We start from the raw sequence: 21,969 nt of genomic DNA on the forward strand, positions 1-21,969 counted from the left end.
TAGCGTGCCACGCCAGGACATGCGGCTCCGCTGCTCCCAGTGGCCGAAGTCACAGCAATAGTTGACTGTGCCTTCCCGCCTGGGTGCGGCGGCGACTCGACGACTCGCGCGGAGAGGACCGATCGGTGGGCGACAGGATGTACACGTCCGAGAGCGACTCGGGCTACGTCGCACGCCTCGAGTCCGGGTGGGACATGGACCCGCTGCAGGGCGGCGGCGACCGGTGGGAGGACGGGCTGGCGCCCCGCCCGGAGGCCGACGACGCCGCCGCGGGTGTGGCCCGGCGGCTCCAGGGGCGGCTCGACCGCCACCTGTGGCTGCTCGACCGGCTCGCCGCCGAACAGCATCCGGAGCCGCCCGAGCTGCCCGAGCTCCTCGACACCGCGGCGCGGATGCGCCGCGACTCCGAGAGCCTGCTGCTGCTGTGCGGCCAAGAGCCCGGCGTGCGCCCAACCGGTCCCCGGCGGCTCGAGGAGCTGATGGGCGACGCCGTGGCTCTCGCCGAGGAGCCGCGCCGGATCGAGGTGCGGCCGGCGCCGGCCGCCACGATCGGCTCGGCCGCCGCCGTCGAGTTCCTCCACGTGCTCGCCGAGCTCGTCGACCAGACCACCGCTGCCCACCCCGGCGCGCACCTCGAACTGGTCGGCCGCATCGAGTCGGGTGGGGCCACCGCGGACGTGCTCGTCGACGGCGCCGCCGGGTACGACCGCGAGGGCACGGGTGGGCACCGCGCCGCCGCCGCTGCCGAAGAGCTGTCCCGGCGCTCCCGCTACGGGATCGCGCTGCACCGCCCGCTCGGCGGGCCGCCCCCGTCCGGCTCCGGCCTGATCGCCAGCGTGCACTGCCCGCCGGCCGCAGTCACCGTCGAGGAGCCCGAACCGGACGAGCCGCCGGTGACCCGCACCGGTGGCGGCTTCCCGCAGTACGCGAACGGCCCCGGCCCGCTCGGCGTCAGCGACACGTTCGACGTGGGGGACACGTACGGCAGCGCGGTCGGCGGGGGGCTGGCAGGCCTCGGCGCTGCCCTCGGGAACCGTGACCTCACGAGCTCGGGCCTCGGCAACGGGTCGCTGGGCAACGGGTCATCGGGCAACGGGTCACTGGGCAGCGGGTTACTGGGCAACGGCGGACTGGACAGCCGTGGGCTGGACTACGCGGGCGTGGACTACGGGGCGCCGGACTACGAGGCGCCGGACTACGAAGCGCCGGACTACGGGGGACTGGACCACGGGGCGCCGGACTACGGGGGTCTGGACCACGGGGCGCCGGACCACGGGGGACTGGACCACTGGGACCCGAGTGACAGGGGACCGGGCAGCGACGGATTCGATGCCTGGCGGAACGGTCTCGGGACGCCGAACGGCAACGGGAACGGGACCGGGTTCGGCACCGGTTACTCGAACGGGAACGGCATCGGGCATTCCGAGCTCGACGTCCCGACGCCACCCGCCTTCTCCCCTGCGCCGTCCTCCCAGGTGGATGAGCTGTTCGGGCCCCTGCTGGACCTCCCGCTGGAACCGATCGACGACCGCTACGCCACTCCGATCTTCGAGGCCATCGCATCGGCGTGGTTCCGGGAGGGCGACGGCGACTCCGGCGCCGACCGGACCGCCGACCCGCAGCGCGGCCCGACGGACTGGGAGACGCCCCAGGACACCGAGTGGCGGGAGGCCGCAGCGCGTGCCGCCAGGTCCGAGCCCATACCCACCACCGCCTCCGGCCTTCCCCGCCGCCGCCCCGGCAACCAGCTGGTACCGCCGCCGCGCACGCAGAGCGGACTCCCCAGCGGCGGGCCGGGGGAGCGGGTGCCCGACCGCGTGCCCGACCGCGTGCGCGACCGCCTCAGCACCTACCAGCGGGGGCTGCGCCATGGCCGCCACCGCGCCCCTGGCCAGGAAGCCCCGGAACCCGAGGACTGGTGACAGCAAGCGGTCGTGCGTGGTGATCGCCGTCGCGTCCCGGCCCCGCACGGGCTCCGGCCGTGATTTGCTGCGGTCATGCCGTACGACGTCGCAGCGGTCCGCCAGCACTTCCCCGCGCTGAAGGCCGGATACGCCCACTTCGACGGTCCGGGTGGGTCCCAGGTGCCCGACGTCGTGGCCGACGCCGTCGCGCGCACGCTCGTCTCCCCCCTGGCCAACCGCGGCCAGGTCACCGCCGCCGAGCGCACGGCCGACGACGTCGTCACCGCCGCGCGGGCGGCGATGGCCGACCTCTTGGGCGCCGACCCGCGCGGGATCGTGTTCGGCCGCAGCATGACGCAGCTGACCTTCGACACCGCCCGCACCCTCGCCGCGACCTGGGCCCCGGGCGACGAGGTGGTGGTCACGCGCCTCGACCACGACGCCAACATCCGGCCATGGGTGTTGGCCGCGGAGGCTGTCGGTGCGGTCGTCCGGTGGGCGGATTTCGACCCCGCCACCGGCGAGCTGACCGAGGATGACATCGCCGCGGTGCTGTCCCCGCGCACCCGGCTGGTGGCCGTGACCGCCGCGTCCAACCTCATCGGCACCTGCCCGCCGGTCCGGGCGATCGCCGACCTCGCCCACCGGGCGGGCGCCCTCGTCCACGTCGACGGCGTGCACTTCACCGCCCACTCCGCGGTGCAGCTCAAGGCGCTCGGCGCGGACTTCTACGCCTGCTCCCCGTACAAGTTCCTCGGCCCCCACTGCGGGGTGCTCGCTGCGTCCCCCGCGCTGCTCGAGGGCCTGCACCCGCAGAAGCTCGCACCCTCCACCGACGCCGTGCCGGAGCGGTTCGAGCTCGGCACGCTGCCCTACGAGCTGCTCGCCGGGACCGCCGCCGCCGTCGACTTCCTGGCCTCGCTCAGCCCGGTCGCCGGGGACCGCCGGACCAGGCTGGTCGCGGCGATGGACGCGATCAGCGCACACGAGGACGGGTTGCGCGCCCGGATCGAGCAAGGCCTCGCCGAGCTCCCCGGCGTGACCGTGCACTCCCGCGCGCGCCACCGCACACCGACGCTGCTGGTCTCCTTCGCCGACCGGGAAAGTGCCGACGCGTACGCGTTCCTCGCCGAGCAGGGTGTGAATGCTCCGGCGAGCTCCTTCTACGCACTCGAGGCCTCGCGAAGGCTCGGCCTGGGCGACAACGGCGCGCTGCGGATCGGGCTCGCGCCCTATGTGGATGACGCCGACGTCGACCGGCTGCTCGACGGCCTGCGCGCCTTCGTGGAGCAGTAGCGGCCCACGGGGCGGGTGTACCGGCGTTCAGGCCACGCTTGCCGCGTCGAGGTGCTCCCGGAGCCTGCGCAGCCCGTCGGAGGTGTACCTCTTGACCGCCCCGGTGGACAGCTTCATCACCTCGGCGGCCTCCGCCACGCTCAGCTGCCACTGCATCCGGATGACCACGGCCTCGCGTTCGCGGGGGGAGAGCGCGGCGAGCGCCTCCCGCAGCATCGCGGTGTCGGTGACCTGCGCCGAGACGTCGACGGACGAGCGGGGGGCGTCCCCGTAGCCGTCGGTGTCCTGGTCGTCGATGCTGACGTTGGACCTGGCCGGGATCACCTCCCGCAGCTCGCGGTTGATCTCGTTGCAGACCGCGGTGAGCACGTAGGCCTGCATGTTGGTGATCTCGGGCGGGTCGCTGCGCTGGCGGCGCAGGATCTTCTCGAACGCCCGCTGCACGATGTCCTCCGCGCGGCCGGCGTCGCCCACCTTGCGCGTCGCGTAGCGGACCATCGCGGGCGAGCGCTCCCGGTACGCGACCGCAAGCCGCTCGGCGAAGGCGGCCGCGTCGGCCCGCGACACCCGTCCGATGCGGGCCCGGCCGGGCGGCCCCAGCCCCAGGACCGTGCCCTCGCCGCGCTCGGCGGCCACCTGCAGCAGGCGTACGAGGAGCGGGAACTCCTCGCCGTCCGTGCTGCCTTCGCCGCCTTCCGTCGTCCCCCCCAGGCTCATGGCGATGATGTTAGGAGCCGCGGCGTCCGGCAGCACGCGTGTGTTCGAAGATGAGTGCCGTTTCGGTACCGGCGATCGCCGGATCGCGGTTCAGGTGGTCGGCCACGAACCGGCGCAGCTCGTCGGTGCGGCCCGTGGCGACGTGCAGCAGGAAGTCGTTGGCACCCGCCACGAAGTAGACGTCGAGCACCTCAGGGCGCCTGCTCAGCGTGGCCACCACGTCGCGCAGCGCGCCACGGGCGTGCGGCTGGAGCCGGATGGCGATCATGGCCTCCAGGTCGTGGCCGAGGGCGCGCGGGTCGATGTCGGCGTGGTAACCGCGGATCACCCCGCTCTCACGCAGGGCGCGCACCCGGGCCAGGCAGGTGGACTGCGCGACGCCGACCCGCTCGGCCAGCTCCTTGTTGGAGATGCGGGCGTCGTCGGCGAGGACGCGCAGGATCGCGTGGTCGGTGTCGTCGAGGCGCACGTCCTGCGGCCGGAGGGCCCGCTCGGGCTGCGCTCCCGCAGGTGGCAGCGGCATACGCCCACGATACCGAAGCTTCTGCGGTTCTGTTGCATGCCCTCCGCGTAATCTTCATCCTCGCAGGATGAGGATCGGTGTACCCCGCGAGATCAAGAACCACGAGTACCGCGTCGCGCTGACCCCGGCCGGGGCGCGCGAGCTCACCCGGGCAGGCCACCACGTGGTCGTCGAGCACGGGGCGGGCATCGGCAGCTCGATCGGCGACGCCGACTTCGAGGTGGCGGGTGCCCGCGTCGCCGGCACCGCCGACGAGGTCTGGGACGCCGCCGACCTCCTGCTCAAGGTGAAGGAGCCGATCGAGCAGGAGTACCACCGGCTGCGGCGCGGCCAGGTCCTCTTCGCCTACCTCCACCTCGCGGCCTCGCGCGCGTGCACCGAGGCGCTGCTCGCCTCCGGCACCACTGCGATCGCCTACGAGACGGTCCGGCTCCCGGACGGCACCCTGCCGCTGCTCGCTCCCATGAGCGAGGTCGCGGGCCGGCTCGCGCCGCAGGCCGGGGCGGGCGCGCTCCTGCGTGCGGCGGGCGGGCGCGGCGTGCTGCTCGGCGGCGTTCCGGGCGTGCGCCCGGCGAGCGTGGTCGTGATCGGGGCCGGGGTCGCCGGTCAGAACGCGGTGGCCATGGCCGTCGGGCTCGGCGCCGAGGTCACCGTGCTCGACCTCGACATCACCAAGCTGCGCCGCATCGACGAGCGCTACGCGGGCCGCGTCCGCACGGTCGTCTCCAACGCGCACGAGCTGGAGCAGGCCTGCCTCGCGGCCGACCTCGTCATCGGCGCGGTGCTCGTGCCGGGCGCGCGGGCGCCGCGGCTGGTCAGCAACGACCTGGTGCGGCGGATGAAGCCGGGTTCGGTGCTCGTCGACATCGCGATCGACCAGGGTGGGTGCTTCGCCGACTCCCGCCCCACCACCCACGCGGAGCCGACCTACCAGGTGCACGGCTCGGTCTTCTACTGCGTGGCCAACATGCCCGGCGCGGTGCCGCACACGTCCACGTACGCGCTGACCAACGCGACGCTCCCGTACGTCATGCGGCTCGCCGACCTGGGCTGGGCCGACGCGCTCGCCGCCGACCCGGCGCTCGCCGCGGGACTCTCCACTCACGACGGTGCACTCACGAGCCTGGAGGTGGCGCACGAGCTCGGACTGCCGTACGCCGAGCTGGGTGTGCCGGTAGCCGCCTGACGGGTGGTCTGCGGCGCCTCGACGTTTCTGATCGCAACCTGCCGTCTACTGTTCGGCCGTGGACGGCGACTGGTGGGTCCTCGTGCTCGCGGCCCTGCCCGTGGTGGCGCTCCTCGTGGCCGTAGTGGTGCGCGGCCGGCAGGCGGGTGGTGACCCGCAGACGCTCGCCGCCGACCCGGAGGACCGCCCAGTTCCCGCCGTCGTCGCCAACCCGACCAAGATCGAGCCGGGCACACGCAAGCGCATCGACGCGGTCTGCACCGGGCTCGGGTGGGCCGAGCCGCTGTGGCTGGAGACCACCGTCGAGGACCCGGGCACCGGGCAGGCCCGGCACGCGATCGAACGCGGCGCGGACGTCGTGCTCGCCTGCGGCGGAGACGGCACGGTCCGCGCGGTGGCCGAGGGCCTGGCCGGCACCGGCGTCGCGATGGGCCTCGTCCCGGCCGGCACCGGCAACCTGCTGGCCCGCACGATCGGCACGCCCGACAGCGTGGCGGCGGCCGTGCGGGTCGCGCTCACCGGCGACGACCGGAAGATCGACGTCGGCCGGGTCCGCGTGGACGGCGCCGAGCACGAGCACGTCTTCCTCGTGATGGCGGGCACCGGCTTCGACGCGGCGATCATGCAGAGCACCCCCGAGGCGCTGAAGGTCAAGGTCGGGCCGCTGGCGTACGTGATATCGGGGCTGCGCGCGATGCGCGGCCGCCGCACCCGCGTGACGCTCACGTTCGACGACGGGCCGCCGCAGCGCCGCCGCATCCGCACAGTCGTGGTCGGCAACAGCGGCACGCTGCTCGGCGGCCTCGTCCTCATGCCGAGGGCCACCGTCGACGACGGTGTGCTCGACGTCGTGAGCATCGCCCCGAACAGCATCGCCGGGTGGATCGCCGTGGCCTGGCGGGTGATCACCAAGCAACGCCGGGGCCACCAGCGGGTCGAGCACTGGCAGGCCAGGTCGATCGTGATCCGAGCGGACGTGCCGCAGCCCTCCCAGCTCGACGGCGACCCGATCGGCGACGCGCAGGAGCTGAGCATCCAGGTGGACCCGGCCGCGCTGGTGATGCGCGTCGCGCCGGTGCCGCCGACCGACGCGCCGGACCCGGGCTGAGGCCCGCGGGGGCATAACGTGTCGCGCGTGCGCACCGTCTACGTCATCGGCATCGGCGCGGGCGACCCCGAGCACCTGACGCTGGCCGCGGTGACGGCGATGAACCGCGTCGACGTCTTCTTCACGATCGACAAGGGCGAGGCGAAGGGCGACCTCGCCGCCCTGCGCACCGAGCTGCTCACCCGGCACGTGCTGGGGCCGTACCGGGTGGTGGAGGCGCGTGACCCGGAGCGGGACCGCACGGCGGCCACGGGTGGCTACCGTGCCGCCGTCGCCGACTGGCAGGAGCGGCGGGAGGCGATCTACGAGCGGATGATCGCCGGCGAGCTCGGCGACTGCGGGTCGGGCGCGTTCCTCGTGTGGGGCGACCCCGCCCTCTACGACGGCACCCTGCGGATGCTCGACCGGGTGCGGGAGCGCGGCGGCGTGGATTTCGACGTCGTCTCGGTGCCGGGGATCAGCAGCGTGCAGGCCCTCGCCGCGCGGCACGGGCTCGTGCTCAACCGGGTCGGCAGGCCCTTCACCGTCACCACCGGCAGGCGCCTGGCCGACGAGGGCTTCCCACCCGGGGTGGACGACGCCGTGGTCATGCTCGACGCCGCGGGTGCGTTCGCAGGCCTGCCCGACACTGACCTCGACATCTACTGGGGCGCCTACGTGGGCACCGCCGACGAGGTGCTCGTGCGGGGCGACCTGCAGCAGGTCAAGGCCGAGATCGTCCGGCTGCGGACCGAGCACCGGGAGCGCAAGGGCTGGATCATGGACACCTACCTGCTGCGCCGCCGGACCGGGTCGTGAGCGAGCTTGCGAGCTCACCATCGGACACAGCAGCGCCGCGAACGCGGCCGACGAGCGCCAGCGAGGAGGCTCGTGAGCGGGCGCGGGAGCGGCTCGTGAACGTCCTTGTCCTCGGGGGCACCGGGGAGGCCCGCAGGCTCGCCGCCGCGCTGGACGGGCGGCCCGGCTTCGCCGTCACGTCGTCGCTCGCCGGACGGGTGGCCGTGCCCGCGCTCCCCGAGGGCGAGGTGCGGATCGGCGGGTTCGGCGGCGTCGACGGGCTCGTGGCGTGGATGCGCGGCAGCCGGACCGACGCCGTCGTGGACGCAACGCACCCCTTCGCCGCGCGGATGACGGCCAACGCGGTCGCCGCGGCCGAGGCAGTCGGCGTTCCGCTGCTCCTGCTGCGCCGCCCCGGCTGGCAGGAAGGGCCGGGCGACCGATGGCACCGGGTGCCCGACGCCCCGGCCGCCGCCGCTCTGCTGCCGGCGCTGGGGGAGCGGGTCTTCCTCGCGATCGGTCGCGGCGACCTGCCGGTGTTCGCCCGGCTCGCCGAGCTGTGGTTCCTGCTGCGGGCGGTCGACCCGCCCCCGCCGCCACTCCCGCCGCGCCACCACGCGGTGCTCGCCCGCGGCCCCTTCACCGCCGACGCGGAACGTGCCCTCCTGCGCGAGCACCGCATCGACGTGCTCGTCACCCGCGACAGCGGCGGCGAGATGACGGCGGCGAAGCTGGTGGCCGCCCGCGAGCTGGGCTTGCCGGTGGTGCTGATGGCCCGCCCCGAGGCCCCACCCGCACCCACGGTGGCGACCGTGGCGGAGGCCGTGCACTGGCTGGAGTCGAGACAGCTCGGCTAGCCGCACACCGCAACTCGCACTCACTTTTCCGGCGACTCGCGGAAGCTCCCGCGAGTCGCTGTTTTCGGGTGTGCGAGTTGCTGGATTCGTGCGCACGCGATCAGAACTCGGCCTTCACCCCGAGCAGGCGTACCGGGCGGCGGGAGGTGAAGCGTTCCAGCACGTCGAGGGCTGCCGTGGCCAGTTCGTCGGGGTCCGTTGTCGGCGCGTCGAGTGTCTTGCTGCGCGTGTAGGTGGAGAACGGCGCGAACCGCACCTTGACGCCCACGCGCGCCGCGGGCCTGCCCTCTCCGCCGATGTCCGCGGCCACGAGCCGGGCGAGGGCGGCGACCTCGGTGCGGACGTCGGCCCAGTCGGTGATGTTCTCCTGGAAGGTGGTCTCGTGGCCGCGCGAGCGCGGCACCCATGGCGTGCCCTCCACCCGCGCGCGGCCGATGCCCCGCCCGAGCTGCACGTACCAGGGGCCCATGGCCGGGCCCAGGTCGGCGGCGAGAACGGCCGGGTCGGTGGCGGCCAGCTCGCGCACGGTGGTGAGGCCGCGGTCGGCGAGCTTGCGGGCGGTCTTCGCGCCGATGCCCCACAGGGCCTGGGTGGGCCGGTCGGCCATCACCTCCACCCAGTTCGCGCCGGTGAGCCGGAAGGTCCCGCCGCCGCCACCCGGCTCGGGGGACCCGGGCTTGGCGAACTCGGTGGCGAGCTTGGCCCGCAGCATGTTGTCGCCGATGCCGACCGAGCAGTGGAGCCGGGTCTTCGCGAGCACGGCGGCGCGGATGTCCTGGGCGAGTGCCTCCGGGTCGGCCGTCTCGGCGCCGACGAACGCCTCGTCCCAGCCCATCACCTCGACGACGACGTCCGGGAAGGCCCGCAGCACGGCCATGACCTCCTCCGACACCTCCTCGTAGTGCGGGTTGTCCGCCGGCAGGAACACCGCGTCCGGGCAGCGCTTCGCGGCCGTGCGCATCGGCATCCCCGATCGGACGCCGTGCCGGCGCGCCTCGTACGACGCGGTGGCGACGACGGCGCGCTGCGTCGGGTCGCCCTTGCCGCCGACGATCACTGGCCGGCCGGCCAGCTCGGGCCGCCGCAGGATCTCGACGGCGGCGAGGAACTGGTCGAGATCGACGTGCAGCACCCAGTACTGCGAGGTCACGAGCAGAGCCTGGCAGACGCCCCGCCCACCGCAGCGCCCAGACCTCAGCGGGCGGGTACCGGTGGCGCGGTCAGCAGCCGCACCACCGACGACGCCATCCGCAGCGACCCCACACCGGTGGGGTGAAACGGGAACGGATCGCTCATGCCCTGCAGGTCGGGACCCAGCCCGTCAGTGCCCTCCGCGCACAGGAGCCCCAGCTCGGGCCGCGCCACGGCGAACCCGTACTTCTCGGCGCCGGCGGTGAGCACGTCGTTGAGCCGGTCGTTGCGATCGGTGAGCAGCTCGATCTTGGTGGCGTCGAGGCCCGGGTGGCCGTCGGCGCGGGTGTCGGGGCAGTCGGCCCCAGGCGGGAACGCACCGTAGGACGTCATGATGACGACCTGCGGGCGGCCCGGCAGGTCGTTGAGGTCGACGAGCAGGTCGCCGTACACGCGGTCGAACGCGGCGAGTCGGTAGTCGAACTCGCCCTGGGTGAGCTGGTCGGAGCAGTCGGGCACGCCGTAGCAGTAGAGCAGGAAGTCGGTCCAGCCGACGTCGTTGGGTCCGATCGCGACCACGACGAACTGCAGGTCCTGCATCTGCTTGAGCACCGCGACCTGCGCCGACACCGACCGGCCTCCCCGGTCCTGCGGCCCGCGCAGCCCGCTCGTCACCGTGGCGCTCGGGCACGACAGGTTGAGTACCCGGGCGGGCATGAGGTGTCCGACCTCGGCGGCAAGCGAGTCCGTGCTGCGCTCGCACGCCACGTCGGCCGGGGTGCCGTCGGGCACTGGCGGGCCGCCGACGCGCACGGCGCGGGAGTCGCCGATCACGGCGCCCTCGTAACCGGAGATCGGCGGTCCCGCCGGTTCCGGGCTCAGGTGGTAGGCCCCGACGAGCTGGGACAGCGACCCGACGTTGCGCAGGCCGTCGACAGCGCCGGTGTACGCGAGCGCGCCCGAGATGCCCCAGGCGACGACCGACGCGACCAGAGCGATGACCGTCATGCGCCGGGCGGCCCGGACGCAGTCCGCCACGATCTCGCTCAGCGGGTCGTGCCCGCCGGTCTCGCGGCTCTGCCGCCGCAGCACCACGAGCGTGCGGATGCCCGCCGCGCCCGCCGCCGAGATCAGCGTGAACGCCAGCAGCCCCAGCCCGCCGAGCAGGTACCAGTGCACGAAGCCGCCGGTCACGGCGCTGACGGCGTCGGCCTGGGCCTTCGGCCGCTGGTTCGGGTCGAAGACGGCGGCCGCGGCGTCGTTGCGCTGCACCGGGCCCATCGTCAGCTGCGGGCGCACCGGCCCGTAGACGTGCAGCCGGTCGATGTCGAGGTCGGTGTTCCCGACCTGCACGAGCCGGGCAGGCCCGGCCACGTTCAGCTCCGGGGGCCGTGCCCCGACAGAGATGTGCTGGCCGAACACGACGAGGTTCTGCTGCGGGGTGAGCGCGACCGTTACCGGCACGCCGACACCGAGGCAGAACAGCACCAGCAGCAGCGTCGGCCACGAGCGGAGCTCCGTCAGCACGGTGCGCTTGCCGTCTCGCCCGTCCAGTGCTCCTCCTCGAGCCCGCGTCTGCTGGCCAGGCCCCAGGATGCGCGATCTTGCCGCCGCTTGGGTACCGGCCAAGTGGCCTATCCGGGACTGCGCCGTATCGCCGCCCGTGGTGTCCCTCGCACGGGGGCACCCGGCGTTACCGGGCCGCCCGGACCGCGAGCAGGGCGACGTCGTCGTCGAGCGGGTCCGCCGAGAACCGCTCCACGGCCTCCCGGACCGCGCCCACCACCTGGACGGCCGAGCGCCCGGCCGCGGCGGCGGCCACCGCGAGCAGCCGCTCCGCCCCGAACTGCTCGCGCCCGCGACGGCGCTCGGTGACGCCGTCGGTGTAGACGAGCAGCGTGTCGCCCGGCCCGAGGTGGTGCTGGGTGCACGCGAGCCGCACGGACGGCACCAGCCCGACGGCCGTGCCGAACGTGCCGATCAGCTCGGCGGTTCCGTCGGCCCGCACGAGGACCGGCTGGACGTGCCCGGCGAGCACCAGCTCCACGTCGAGCCCGCCACGCCCGCCCGGGGCGGAGCGCCGCCTGCTGACCATCGCGGCGGCGAGCGTGCAGAACTGGAGCGGGTCGTCCGCCTCGATCATCACGTCGTTGAGCATCTCGATGGCGCGCGGCAGCGAGCGGTTGTCGCGCACGAGCACGCGCAGCACGTCGCGGACGAGGCCGGTGCGCGCGGCAGCCCGCGCGCCCTTCCCACAGACGTCGCCGATCGATACGAGCCAACGCGACGGGTCGACGGTGAGCACGTCGTAGAAGTCGCCGCCGACGTCGCTACCGGAGCTGGCGGGCAGGTACTCGGCCGCGAAGTCGAGACCAGGCACCACCGGGAGCGCGCGGGGGAGCAGGGCCTGTTGCAGCGCCTGCGACACGGCGACGTGGGCGCCTGTGCTCTGCGCGTTGTGGATCGCGAGCGCGGCCCGGCGGGCGATGTCGCCCGCCATCACGACGTCCTCGGGGCTGTGCGGGCGCCCCTCGGGCCTGCCGACGAGCAGCGTGCCGATCGAGCGGCCCCTGGCGCGCAGCGGGAGCGCGATCCCGTCGGTCGGGACGGCGAAGCGCACGGCGGTGCTCGACGGGCTCGCCGCTCCGTCGCGGACCACCTCGGCGAGCCGCGCGCGCAGCTCGGTCGGGAGTCCTGGCACCCCGTCGGGGTCGAGGACGCCGCGCAGCTCCGGCAGCTCGTCCTCGTCGGCGTGGGTGAGCGCGGCCAGCCGCAGCCGCCCTGACGGCTCGACCAGATGCACGGCGCACCACCGCCCCAGCCGCGGGACGACGACCTGCGGGACGACCGCCACGGCGAGGTCCACGTCGAGGGACTGGCCGAGCAGCTCGCTGGTCTCGGCGAGGTAGGTCATCCAGGCCCGCCTGCGCTGGTCGATCCCGCGCAGCCACTCCGACTCGATGGCCATCGCGACCCGGTTGGCGATCAGCTCGGTCAGGTCGCGCGTGCGGTCGGGATCGGCGGCCGACGGAGCGCCGGGCCGGTGCACGACGTGCATCACCCCGCGCAGCGGTGCCGTGATGGGCAGCCGCACCTCGACGGTGGGGCCCTCCCCGTGGAGGCTGCCGTCGCGGGTCAGCACCTGCGACCCGGTGCCGTCGCCCTCGTCGACCTCGACGCTCACCGACTGGGCGTCGAGCAACTCGCGGAGCCTGCGGACGAGCTCGGCCACCAGCTCGGCCGGTTCGAGCCGGTCGACGAGCCCCGGCGGGATGTGCAGGAGCCAGCGGGCCTGCTCGGCCGTCGTCCAGACGCGCTCGGCGTCGGGTGGGGCCGGCGGGGCGGGCGTCGAGGCGGGCGGGGCGGCGCGAGCGACGGAGAACCAGATGACGTGCCGCCCGTCGGCCTCGTGGCGGGTGCCCCAGGCCGACGAGAGGTGCTGCACGAGGGCGAGCCCGCGCCCGTGGGTGGCGGCGCGGCCGTAGCGCTGCCGGGGCTGGGCGAGGTGCAGCTCCAGCGGACCTGCGCCGCGGTCGGTGACCGCAACCGTCGCCTCGGTCTCGGTGACGGTGAGCGCCACCTCGAACTCGGTGCCGGCGTGGAGCACGGCGTTCTCGCAGAGCTCGCTGGCGAGCAGGACGACGGTGTCGACGAGGTCATCGGCGTCCCCGGGCTCCCGCAGCTCGCGGAGCGCCTCATGGAGCATGCGCCGTGCTCGACCGGCGGATCGGGCGTCCGGCGGCAGCCTGGTCCGCCGCTCGAGCTGAACGGGCACGGCGTGCAGTCTGCCTTGTCCGACCGGGAGCCGCTCGGGCCGCCACCGGACCACGGCGCGATCCACTAATGTCTGGGGCTGCGGCGGCCGCGCCCCTGTGGCGCGCGCCCCCGGCCGACAACCGCACGAGGACACGGCCTGGGCCCGGTCGCCGTCCGAGCTTGGGAGGACGGCCGTCATGACGACCACACCGCACGAGACCACCGCACCGGCTGCCGGTGGTGCGTCCGCGGCAGGCGACGGTGCGCTTCTCGGGGAACTTGCCGACGCGATACAGCAGGTGCGCCAGGGACGGTTCGACATCCGGCTGCCACGGCGTGGCGGTCTGCCCGGCGAGGTGGTCGACCAGTTCAACGAGCTGGTGGCGCTGCAGGAGCGACGCAACCGGGACCTGCTGCGGATCAGCCGGGTCGTCGGCCGTGAGGGCCGGATGTCCGACCGGCTCAACGAGGAGGCCTACGACGGCGGGTGGGCTCACGGGGTTCAGGCCGTCAACGCCCTGATCGACGACCTGGTCGCGCCCACGGCGGAGATCGCCAGGGTGATCGAGGCGGTTGCCGAGGGCGACCTGTCCCAGCACATGGCCCTGGAGATCGAGGGCAGGCCCCTGCGCGGCGAGTTCCGCCGGATCGGCCGCACCGTGAACCGGATGCTCGACCAGCTCTCGTCGTTCGCCGACGAGGTCACGCGGGTGGCGCGCGAGGTGGGCACCGAGGGCATGCTCGGCGGCCAGGCCGACGTGCACGGCGCCGCGGGCACGTGGCGGGCGCTCACCGACTCGGTGAACACGATGGCGAGCAACCTCACCAACCAGGTGCGCTCGATCTCGTCGGCGGCCACGGCCATCGCGCAGGGCGACCTGTCCCGCAAGATCACGGTGAGCGCGCGCGGCGAGGTCGCCGAGCTGGCCGAGACGATCAACTCGCTCACCGACACGCTGCGGCTGTTCGCCGACGAGGTCACGCGGGTGGCGCGCGAGGTCGGCACCGACGGCAAGCTGGGCGGCCAGGCCGCGGTCCCGAACGTCGCCGGCACGTGGAAGGCCCTCACCGATGCGGTGAACCTGATGGCGGCGAACCTCACCAGCCAGGTGCGCGGCATCGCGCAGGTGGCCACGGCGGTCGCCACCGGCGACCTCTCGCAGAAGATCAGCGTGGACGCCCAGGGCGAGATCCTGGAGCTGAAGTCGACGGTCAACACGATGGTCGACCAGCTGTCGAGCTTCGCCGACGAGGTCACGCGGGTGGCGCGTGAGGTGGGCATCGAGGGCAAGCTCGGCGGGCAGGCCGCGGTGCCGCACGTGTCGGGCACCTGGCGCGACCTCACTGAGAACGTCAACGAGCTGGCGGGCAACCTCACCGCCCAGGTGCGCAACATCGCGCAGGTCACCACGGCCGTGGCACGGGGTGATCTGAGTCAGAAGATCACGGTCGACGCGCGCGGGGAGATCTTGGAGCTGAAGTCGACCGTGAACACGATGGTCGACCAGCTGTCGTCGTTCGCGGACGAGGTCACGCGGGTGGCGCGTGAGGTGGGCACGGAGGGCAAGCTCGGCGGCCAGGCCGAGGTGGAGGGCGTTGCCGGCACGTGGCGCGGCCTGACCGACAACGTCAACTACATGGCGTCGAACCTGACGGGCCAGGTGCGCAACATCGCTCAGGTCACCACGGCGGTGGCGCGGGGTGACCTGTCGCAGAAGATCACGGTCGACGCGCGCGGGGAGATCCTGGAGCTGAAGTCGACGGTCAACACGATGGTCGACCAGCTGTCGAGCTTCGCCGACGAGGTCACGCGCGTCGCGCGTGAGGTGGGTACCGAGGGCAAGCTGGGTGGCCAGGCGGAGGTCAAGGGTGTCGCGGGGACGTGGCGGGACCTCACGGAGAACGTGAACCAGTTGGCCGGCAACCTGACCGGCCAGGTGCGCAACATCGCCCAGGTCACCACGGCGGTGGCACAGGGTGACCTGTCACAGAAGATCACCGTCGACGCGCGCGGGGAGATCCTGGAGCTGAAGTCGACGGTCAACACGATGGTCGACCAGCTGTCGAGCTTCGCCGACGAGGTCACGCGTGTCGCGCGTGAGGTGGGTACCGAGGGCAAGCTGGGTGGTCAGGCGGAGGTCAAGGGTGTCGCGGGGACGTGGCGGGACCTCACGGAGAACGTGAACCAGCTGGCCGGCAACCTCACCGCTCAGGTGCGCAACATCGCCCAGGTCACGACGGCCGTCGCGAAGGGCGACCTGAGCCAGAAGATCACGGTCGATGCCCGGGGGGAGATCCTCGAGCTCAAGCTCACCGTCAACACGATGGTCGACCAGCTCTCGTCGTTCGCCGACCAGGTCACCCGCGTGGCCCGCGAGGTCGGCACGGAGGGCAAGCTCGGCGTGCTGGCGCAGGTGCACGGCGTGTCGGGCACCTGGCGCGACCTCACCGAGAGCGTCAACCAGCTCGCCTCGACCCTCACGACGCAGCTGCGGGCGATCTCCGCGGTCTCTACGGCGGTGGCGAGCGGCGATCTCACGCAGCAGATCTCGGTGGCGGCCCGCGGGGAGATCGCCGACCTCAAGGACACGATCAACCAGATGATCGCGAACCTGCGGTCCACCACCCGGGAGAACGCCGAGCAGAGCTGGCTGGACTCCAACCTGGTGCGGATCGGTGGGCTGCTGCAGGGCCAGCGGGACCTCAACGAGGTCTGTCAGATGATCATGAACGAGGTCGTGCCGCTGGTGAACGCGCAGGTTGGCGCGTTCTTCCTGGCCGCCGAGCCGGCCATCATCTCCGGTGGGGACGCGGCGCGCTGGGTGATGTGCGGCGGCTACGCGATGACCCCCGGCGACCCGCCGGTCTCGTTCGGGGCAGGCGAGGGCCTGGTGGGGCAGGCAGCGGTCACCCGGCGGGTGATCCACGTGGAGGACGTGCCCGCCGACTACCTGCCCATCCGGTCGGGCATGGGCACGGTCACGCCGCGCGCGCTCGTCGTGCTGCCCGTGCTGTTCGAGGACGAGTGCCTCGGCGTGATCGAGCTGGGGTCGGTGCAGCCGTTCTCGGCGCTGGACCTGACGTTCCTCGAGCGGCTCGTCGCCACGATCGGTGTCGCCATCACCACGATCCGGGCGAACCGGCGCACCGAGGAGCTGCTGGCGCAGTCCCAGGGCCTCGCGATGGAGCTGCAGGACCAGTCGGCCGAGCTGCAGCGCGCCAACTCGGAGCTGGAGGAGAAGGCCGAGCAGCTCTCCCAGCAGAACCGCAACGTCGAGATCAAGAACATGGAGATCGACGCGGCCCGGCGCGGCGTGGAGGAGAAGGCCCAGCAGCTCGCGCTGGCCAGCCAGTACAAGACGGAGTTCCTGGCGAACATGAGCCACGAGCTGCGCACCCCGCTGAACTCGCTCCTGCTGCTGTCGCGCCTGCTCGCCGACAACCCCAACAAGAACCTCACCGACAAGCAGATCGAGTTCGCCAGCACCATCCACAGCGCGGGTTCCGACCTGCTGCGGCTGATCGACGACATCCTCGACCTGTCCAAGATCGAGGCCGGGCGCGTGGACGTCGACGCGGCGCCGGTCGACCTCGCGCAGGTACGGGCCTACGTCGAGCAGGCCTTCGGGCCGCAGGCCGAGGAGAAAAGTCTCGAGCTGCGTGTGGAGGCCGATCCCGGCCTGCCCGAGACGATCACCACCGACGCGCAGCGGCTGCAGCAGATCCTGCGCAACCTGATCGCCAACGCCGTCAAGTTCACCGACTCGGGGCACGTCACGCTGCACGTCGGCCTGGTGCAGCCGGGCACACTGCACGGCGTGCCGGTGCTCGACTCGGCCAGAGCGGTTATCGGGTTCGTCGTCCGCGACACCGGCATCGGCATTCCCGACGACAAGCTCGAGATGATCTTCGGCGCGTTCCAGCAGGCCGACGGCACAACCAGCCGCAAGTACGGCGGCACCGGGCTGGGGCTGTCGATCTCGAAGGAGCTGGCCCGGATGCTCGGCGGCAAGATCGAGGTCTCCTCGGAGGTCGGCAAGGGCTCGGTCTTCACCCTGCTGCTGCCCGACGTGCTGCCCCCGGTCACGGCGGCGGCCGCGAGGATGATGCCGCGGCGCACCTCCGTCGCGCCCATCACCTCGCCGCCCCCGTCCGAACGGCCGGGCGCCGGCCCCATCCTGCGCACGGGCCCGGGCGGCCCGGCGGGGGTGCGCTCGGCGCCGGAGCTGGCCGGCGTGACGGTGCTGATCGTGGACGACGACGTCCGCAACGTGTTCGCGCTGACCAGCGCGCTGGAGCTGCACGGGCTCACCGTGCTGTACGCCGACAACGGCACGGAGGGCATCCGCCTCCTCAACGAGCACCCGGAGGTGGACGTCGTCCTGATGGACGCGATGATGCCCGACATCGACGGAAACGAGACGACCCGGCGCATCCGCCAGCTCCCGCAGGGCCGGGAGCTGCCGGTGGTGTTCCTTACCGCGAAGGCGATGCCCGGCGACCGGGAGTCGAGCCTCGCGGCCGGAGCCACGGAGTACGTGACGAAGCCGGTGGACCTCGACGAGCTGCTCGCCCTCATGGCGTCCTGGGTCGGCCCCCGGCGCTCGCAGCGCAGGAGCATCGCCGGGGGCGGGGCATGACCGACCGGGGGCGGGGCATGACCGGGGGGCGGGGTATGACCGGGCTGGCAGGCGTCTGGACGGGGCGGGGGGAACGGTGAGCCGTCAGGTGGCCCGGGTGCTGGCGGTGGACGACCGCCGGGAGAACCTGCTCGCCCTCCAGGCGATCCTGGAGGGCCTCCCGATCGAGATGGTGCCCGTCACAAGCGGCGAGGACGCGCTGAAACGGCTGCTCGTCGAGGACTACGCGGTGATCCTGCTCGACGCGCACATGCCCGGCATGGACGGCTTCGAGACCGCGGGGCACGTCAAGCAGCGCGAGCGCACCCGGCACATCCCGATCCTGTTCCTCACCGCCGTGGACTACGACCCGCACCTGGCCTTCCGCGGCTACCAGGCGGGCGCGGTGGACTACATCACCAAGCCGTTCGACCCGTGGGTGTTGCGCTCGAAGGTGTCGGTGTTCGTCGATCTGTGGACCATGCACACGCAGCTCGCCGACCGCGCCAAGGAGTGCGGGCTGCTGCGGTCGGCGGTCGACGACGCTCTGGAGCTGCTCGACTCGGGCGACGCGGCGGCGGCGGAGCGGGCCCGGAGCCGGCTGAGCGCGGTCCGCGGCGCCCGCGTGCGCTAGTGGCGTTTCCGCGCCCTTAGCTCGTCTGGTCCACCGTCAGCACCGCCTGGATCACGTGCCGGCGGCGGGCCGCGAGGTCGGTCAGCAGCGCGGGTCCCTCGTCGAACGGGAGCACGTCCGTCACCACGTGCTTCCGCACGGCGTCGCCGTCGGCGAGCAGGAGGTCGACGGTCTCGGCCGAGAGCCGCTCGCGGTCCCAGGCGTGGTTCGTGCCGCGTGGCACCCGCCCGATCTGAGCGCAGCGGACGCCGAGCCCGTTGTGGTGGAACTCGGCGCCGAGCCGCAGGGCGGAGCCGTCGTCGGTGTAGAAGGCCAGGTCGATCACGGTGCCCTGCGGGCGCAGCAGGCGCAGCGCCAGAGCCAGCGCGGCGCTGCGGCCGCGGCATTGGAACACCACGTCGGCGCCGCGGTCCGCGGGGCCGTGCCGCCAACGGGTCTTGAGCAGCACGGCGGGGTCGTGGGCGTCCGGGTCGAGCGCGGCGAGCCCGAGGCCCTCGGCGGCCGCCCTGCGCTGCGGCGTGGGGTCGAGCACCACCACCTCCGCCGCCCCGTGCCTTCGGGCGAACAGGGCCGTGAGCAGCCCGACCACCCCACCCCCGACCACCGCCACCCGGCGTCCGCACACCCCGTCACCGAGCGACCGCACGTCGGCGCCGCACAGGTCGGCGGCGGCGTGCAGGAGCCCGTTGGCGCTGATCGGGCCCATGTGCGCGACGTAGACGCCGAGCAGCGGGTCGAAGTCGTCGGGCAGCACGACGAACCGCTCGGCGAGCGGGTCGAGGTGGTAGTGGGTGCGGTGGCCGTAGGTCGCGGCGACGAGCGTGCCGTGGGCGAGGCCGGTTCCGGCGTCGTCGGCGAGCACCCGCGCCACCTCCATGTAGCCGAGGCGCGTGACGGGGTAGCCGGCGGCGGGGAGGTCGTCACGGAACAGGCCGAGCTCGCCGTCCATCGCGGCGTGCAGGGCGGGGTTCGTGCCGTTGAGGAAGCTCAGCTCGGTGCCGGCGGAGACACCGGTGCAGACGGTGCCGAGCAGGAGCCCGCCGCCCGCCTCCGGCACCTCGCGCACGAGGGCCACCCCTGGCGACTCGATGACGATCGCACGGTCCGGCATGGCGGCTCCCCCTCGCGAGCTGGGTCAGCGGACCCGTTCGGAGTGGCCCGAGGTGACCGACCGGGCCAGCGCGCAGGCAAGGCGGTGGCTGCGCAGTGCCTCCGCGTGGTCGGGCGCGTCCCGCTCGGGGGCGACGGGCTTGCCCTGCAGCGTGTCGACGAACGCCCGGTCGACGGCGATGCGCGCGGTCATCGGGTCGTACTCCACGCGGTGCGAGCCCTCGGCGTCGCGGATGTCGAGCCAGTCCTCACCGACCCCGACGACCATCCCGTCGGCGACGATCTCCAGCCCCGTGCGGTGCCTGCCGTCGAGGACGCAGGTGGTGCCGAACGTGCCAACGGCCCCGTCCGCGAAGCACATCAGCGCGGCCGTCGCAGCCTCGGCGCCGCCGACGATCGCCCCCGCGGCCGCGGCGTGCACCTCCGCGACCTCGCCCACGAGTACGCGGGCCAGGTCCAGGACGTGCACGGCCTGCTCGACGAGCGGCCCGCCCGAGCGCGTTCGGTCCGGCCACCAGGGCATCGGCGGCGTACTGTCGAGCCACGTACCGGCGGCCAACCGGACACGCTTCCCGGCGAGCACCTGCCGCGCTCTGCGGACGGCCTCCGAGCATCGCCAGTGGTGACCGACCCTCGTCAGCACCCCTGAGGTGCCGATGCGTCTGCCCACCCACTCCGCCGTGGCCTGGTCGACGGCCAGCGGCTTCTCCACGAACAGGGCCACGCCCGCATCGGCGATCCGCACCTCCGGTTCGCCGTGGCCGAACGGAGGTACGCACACGTACACCGCGTCGAGCCCCTCCGCGAGCAGAGCGTCGAGGTCGGGCACGGCGCGGCTGCCGTGTGCGTCGGCGAAGGCTGCGGTGCGGTCCGGGTCGATGTCGGTGGCCGCGACGAGCTTCACGTCCGGGAACCCGCCGAGCACACGCGCATGCCGGTTGGCCACCGAGCCCGTGCCGACGAAGCCGATGCGGCAACGATCTCTGCTGCGCGGCACCGGACTCATGCGTGTGTTGTACCTGGGTTCAACGCAAAAGAAACGGGCACCCGGGCAAGACATGGGGAGAACTGCGACCACCACAGTCCTGATGAACGTGGGCCCGTGGCTCGCGGTACCGCCACCTGGGTACGGCGGCATTGAGAACGTCGTTGCCACGCTGGTTCCAGAGTTGCGCCGCCGCGGCGTGCGGGTGGTGCTGGCGACGGTCGGGACCTCGGCCCTTCCGGCCGACGAGCACATCTCGGTGTTCCCCGACGGCCAGTTCGCGCAGCTGCAGCGGCCGTACAACCGCGTCATGGGGGTGGCGGCGGCCCACCTGCACCGCGTGGTGACCGAGTTGCGCCGCCGCGACGACATCGCGCTCGTGCACGACCACCAGGAGGCGTTCGGGCTCACCGTGCTCAGCGCGCTCGGGCGGGGCGGCCCGCCGGTGCTCCACACGCTGCACTGGGATCTCGCCAAGCACCCGGAGCTGTACGGCGGGTTCGACGGCGGCGGGACGCTGTGGGTGAACGGCGTGTCGGCCGCCCAGCTGCGCACGGCGCCGCCCGCCCTCCGTGCGGTAAGCCTGGGCACCGTGCACCTGGCCACCCCCCTCTCCGTCGGCGCGGACCGCAGGCCGGCGCCGCCCAAGGGCCGCCACCTCGTGCAGGTCGGGCGGATCACTCCGTGCAAGGGACAGCACATGGCGGCCCGCGCGGCCCGCGCCTCCGGCCGGGACCTCGTGTTCGCCGGCCCTGTCGGGCCACATCACACCGCGGAGTCGCTGGCGAGCGCGGACGACACCAACCCGGACGTCCGGTACTGGCGCGAGGAGGTCGAGCCCCTCATCGACGGCGAGCGCGTCCGGTGGGCGGGCACGCTGCAGGGCGCCGTGCTGGACACCCTGGTCGGTTCCGCGGCCGCCGCCGTCTTCCCATTGGACTGGGACGAGCCGGGTGGCACCGCGGTGGTGGAGGCGCTGGCGCTGGGTACGCCGGTGGTCGCGTTCGCGAAGGGCTGCCTGCCCGAGCTGATCGAGCACGGGCAGACCGGCCTGCTGGTCGACCACCGGGACGAGCCGGGCCTGGCCGCGGCGATCGAGGGCGTCGGCGCGATCGATCCGGGGGAGTGCCGCCGGGTGGCGGCGGAGCGTTTCACGCCGGGGCGGATGGCCGAGGAGTACCTTGCCCTCTACGACGAGGTGCTCGACCGGAGCTCGCGATTCCCGGTGCCCGTGCCGGTGGGGATGCGGTCCGCCGATCGCGGCCCGGCGCGCGCGGTCGGGACGCAGGGTGAGCCTCTGGCGGAGACCCTCGCCTGACGCCCCACCTGACGCAACGCATTGAAGGGGCGCCTCAGGAAAAGAAGG

At 73.4% G+C, this 21,969-nt stretch carries 16 protein-coding genes; 9 read left to right on the plus strand and 7 right to left on the minus strand.

The window, feature by feature from the left end:
• Positions 1-125 precede the first annotated feature (125 nt).
• Both ABD143_RS10720 and ABD143_RS10725 read left to right on the plus strand, forming a co-directional pair.
• Positions 126-1,922 (plus strand): hypothetical protein, encoded by a 1,797-nt coding sequence (locus ABD143_RS10720; protein WP_343975108.1) that lies wholly within the window; start codon positions 126-128, stop codon positions 1,920-1,922.
• Positions 1,923-1,997: 75 nt separating this feature from the next.
• Positions 1,998-3,200, plus strand: a complete 1,203-nt coding sequence (locus ABD143_RS10725) for a cysteine desulfurase-like protein (RefSeq protein WP_343975111.1) — start codon at positions 1,998-2,000, stop codon at positions 3,198-3,200.
• Positions 3,201-3,227: 27 nt separating this feature from the next.
• Here the strand turns inward: ABD143_RS10725 and ABD143_RS10730 are convergent, their stop codons facing one another.
• Positions 3,228-3,917 (minus strand): RNA polymerase sigma factor, encoded by a 690-nt coding sequence (locus ABD143_RS10730; protein WP_343975114.1) that lies wholly within the window; start codon positions 3,915-3,917, stop codon positions 3,228-3,230.
• Positions 3,918-3,927: 10 nt separating this feature from the next.
• Positions 3,928-4,440, minus strand: coding sequence for an Lrp/AsnC family transcriptional regulator (locus ABD143_RS10735; RefSeq protein WP_343975117.1), 513 nt, complete (start codon positions 4,438-4,440; stop codon positions 3,928-3,930).
• Positions 4,441-4,507: 67 nt separating this feature from the next.
• On the opposite strand from ABD143_RS10735, the gene ald reads away from it, so the two are divergent.
• From ald to ABD143_RS10755, 4 genes are all read left to right on the plus strand, one after another.
• On the plus strand, positions 4,508-5,626 hold the full coding sequence (gene ald, locus ABD143_RS10740; RefSeq protein ID WP_343975120.1) for an alanine dehydrogenase: 1,119 nt from the start codon (positions 4,508-4,510) through the stop codon (positions 5,624-5,626).
• A gap of 58 nt (positions 5,627-5,684) precedes the next feature.
• Positions 5,685-6,734 (plus strand): diacylglycerol/lipid kinase family protein, encoded by a 1,050-nt coding sequence (locus tag ABD143_RS10745; RefSeq protein ID WP_343975123.1) that lies wholly within the window; start codon positions 5,685-5,687, stop codon positions 6,732-6,734.
• Positions 6,735-6,761: 27 nt separating this feature from the next.
• The gene (cobF, locus tag ABD143_RS10750) at positions 6,762-7,532 is read left to right on the plus strand and encodes a precorrin-6A synthase (deacetylating) (protein WP_343975126.1); all 771 of its coding nucleotides are present in this window, start codon (positions 6,762-6,764) and stop codon (positions 7,530-7,532) included.
• Between the two features lie 95 nt (positions 7,533-7,627).
• Complete coding sequence (locus ABD143_RS10755) at positions 7,628-8,368, plus strand: cobalt-precorrin-6A reductase (protein WP_343975129.1); 741 nt, start codon at positions 7,628-7,630, stop codon at positions 8,366-8,368.
• 100 nt (positions 8,369-8,468) lie between these two features.
• Here ABD143_RS10755 and ABD143_RS10760 read toward each other — a convergent pair whose 3' ends face one another.
• The 3 genes from ABD143_RS10760 to ABD143_RS10770 all read right to left on the minus strand — a co-directional run bounded on the left by ABD143_RS10760 (position 8,469) and on the right by ABD143_RS10770 (position 13,274).
• Positions 8,469-9,518: a DNA polymerase IV gene (locus ABD143_RS10760; RefSeq protein ID WP_343975132.1), complete on the minus strand. Its 1,050-nt coding sequence runs from the start codon at positions 9,516-9,518 to the stop codon at positions 8,469-8,471.
• Positions 9,519-9,562: 44 nt separating this feature from the next.
• A complete protein-coding gene (locus tag ABD143_RS10765) occupies positions 9,563-11,026 on the minus strand; it encodes an SGNH/GDSL hydrolase family protein (RefSeq protein ID WP_343975135.1) in 1,464 nt (487 codons plus the stop codon).
• 166 nt (positions 11,027-11,192) lie between these two features.
• Positions 11,193-13,274, minus strand: a complete 2,082-nt coding sequence (locus tag ABD143_RS10770) for a SpoIIE family protein phosphatase (protein WP_343975138.1) — start codon at positions 13,272-13,274, stop codon at positions 11,193-11,195.
• A 178-nt stretch (positions 13,275-13,452) separates the two neighbouring features.
• Here ABD143_RS10770 and ABD143_RS10775 point away from each other — a divergent pair, with 178 nt between their 5' ends.
• A complete protein-coding gene (locus ABD143_RS10775) occupies positions 13,453-17,895 on the plus strand; it encodes a HAMP domain-containing protein (protein ID WP_343975141.1) in 4,443 nt (1,480 codons plus the stop codon).
• Between the two features lie 76 nt (positions 17,896-17,971).
• Entirely contained in the window at positions 17,972-18,508 is a 537-nt protein-coding gene (locus ABD143_RS10780; RefSeq protein ID WP_343975144.1) for a response regulator, read from the plus strand.
• 16 nt (positions 18,509-18,524) lie between these two features.
• Here ABD143_RS10780 and ABD143_RS10785 read toward each other — a convergent pair whose 3' ends face one another.
• Both ABD143_RS10785 and ABD143_RS10790 read right to left on the minus strand, forming a co-directional pair.
• Positions 18,525-19,619 carry a zinc-binding dehydrogenase gene (locus ABD143_RS10785; RefSeq protein ID WP_343975147.1) on the minus strand — a complete coding sequence of 365 codons (1,095 nt, stop codon included), beginning with the start codon at positions 19,617-19,619 and terminating at the stop codon, positions 18,525-18,527.
• A gap of 24 nt (positions 19,620-19,643) precedes the next feature.
• Complete coding sequence (locus ABD143_RS10790; RefSeq protein WP_343975150.1) at positions 19,644-20,624, minus strand: Gfo/Idh/MocA family protein; 981 nt, start codon at positions 20,622-20,624, stop codon at positions 19,644-19,646.
• Positions 20,625-20,706: 82 nt separating this feature from the next.
• On the opposite strand from ABD143_RS10790, the gene ABD143_RS10795 reads away from it, so the two are divergent.
• On the plus strand, positions 20,707-21,921 hold the full coding sequence (locus ABD143_RS10795) for a glycosyltransferase (protein ID WP_343975153.1): 1,215 nt from the start codon (positions 20,707-20,709) through the stop codon (positions 21,919-21,921).
• The last annotated feature ends 48 nt before the right edge of the window (positions 21,922-21,969 follow it).

It is taken from the genome of Pseudonocardia aurantiaca, from assembly GCF_039526725.1.
GTDB classification, from domain to species: Bacteria; Actinomycetota; Actinomycetes; order Mycobacteriales; family Pseudonocardiaceae; genus Pseudonocardia; species Pseudonocardia aurantiaca.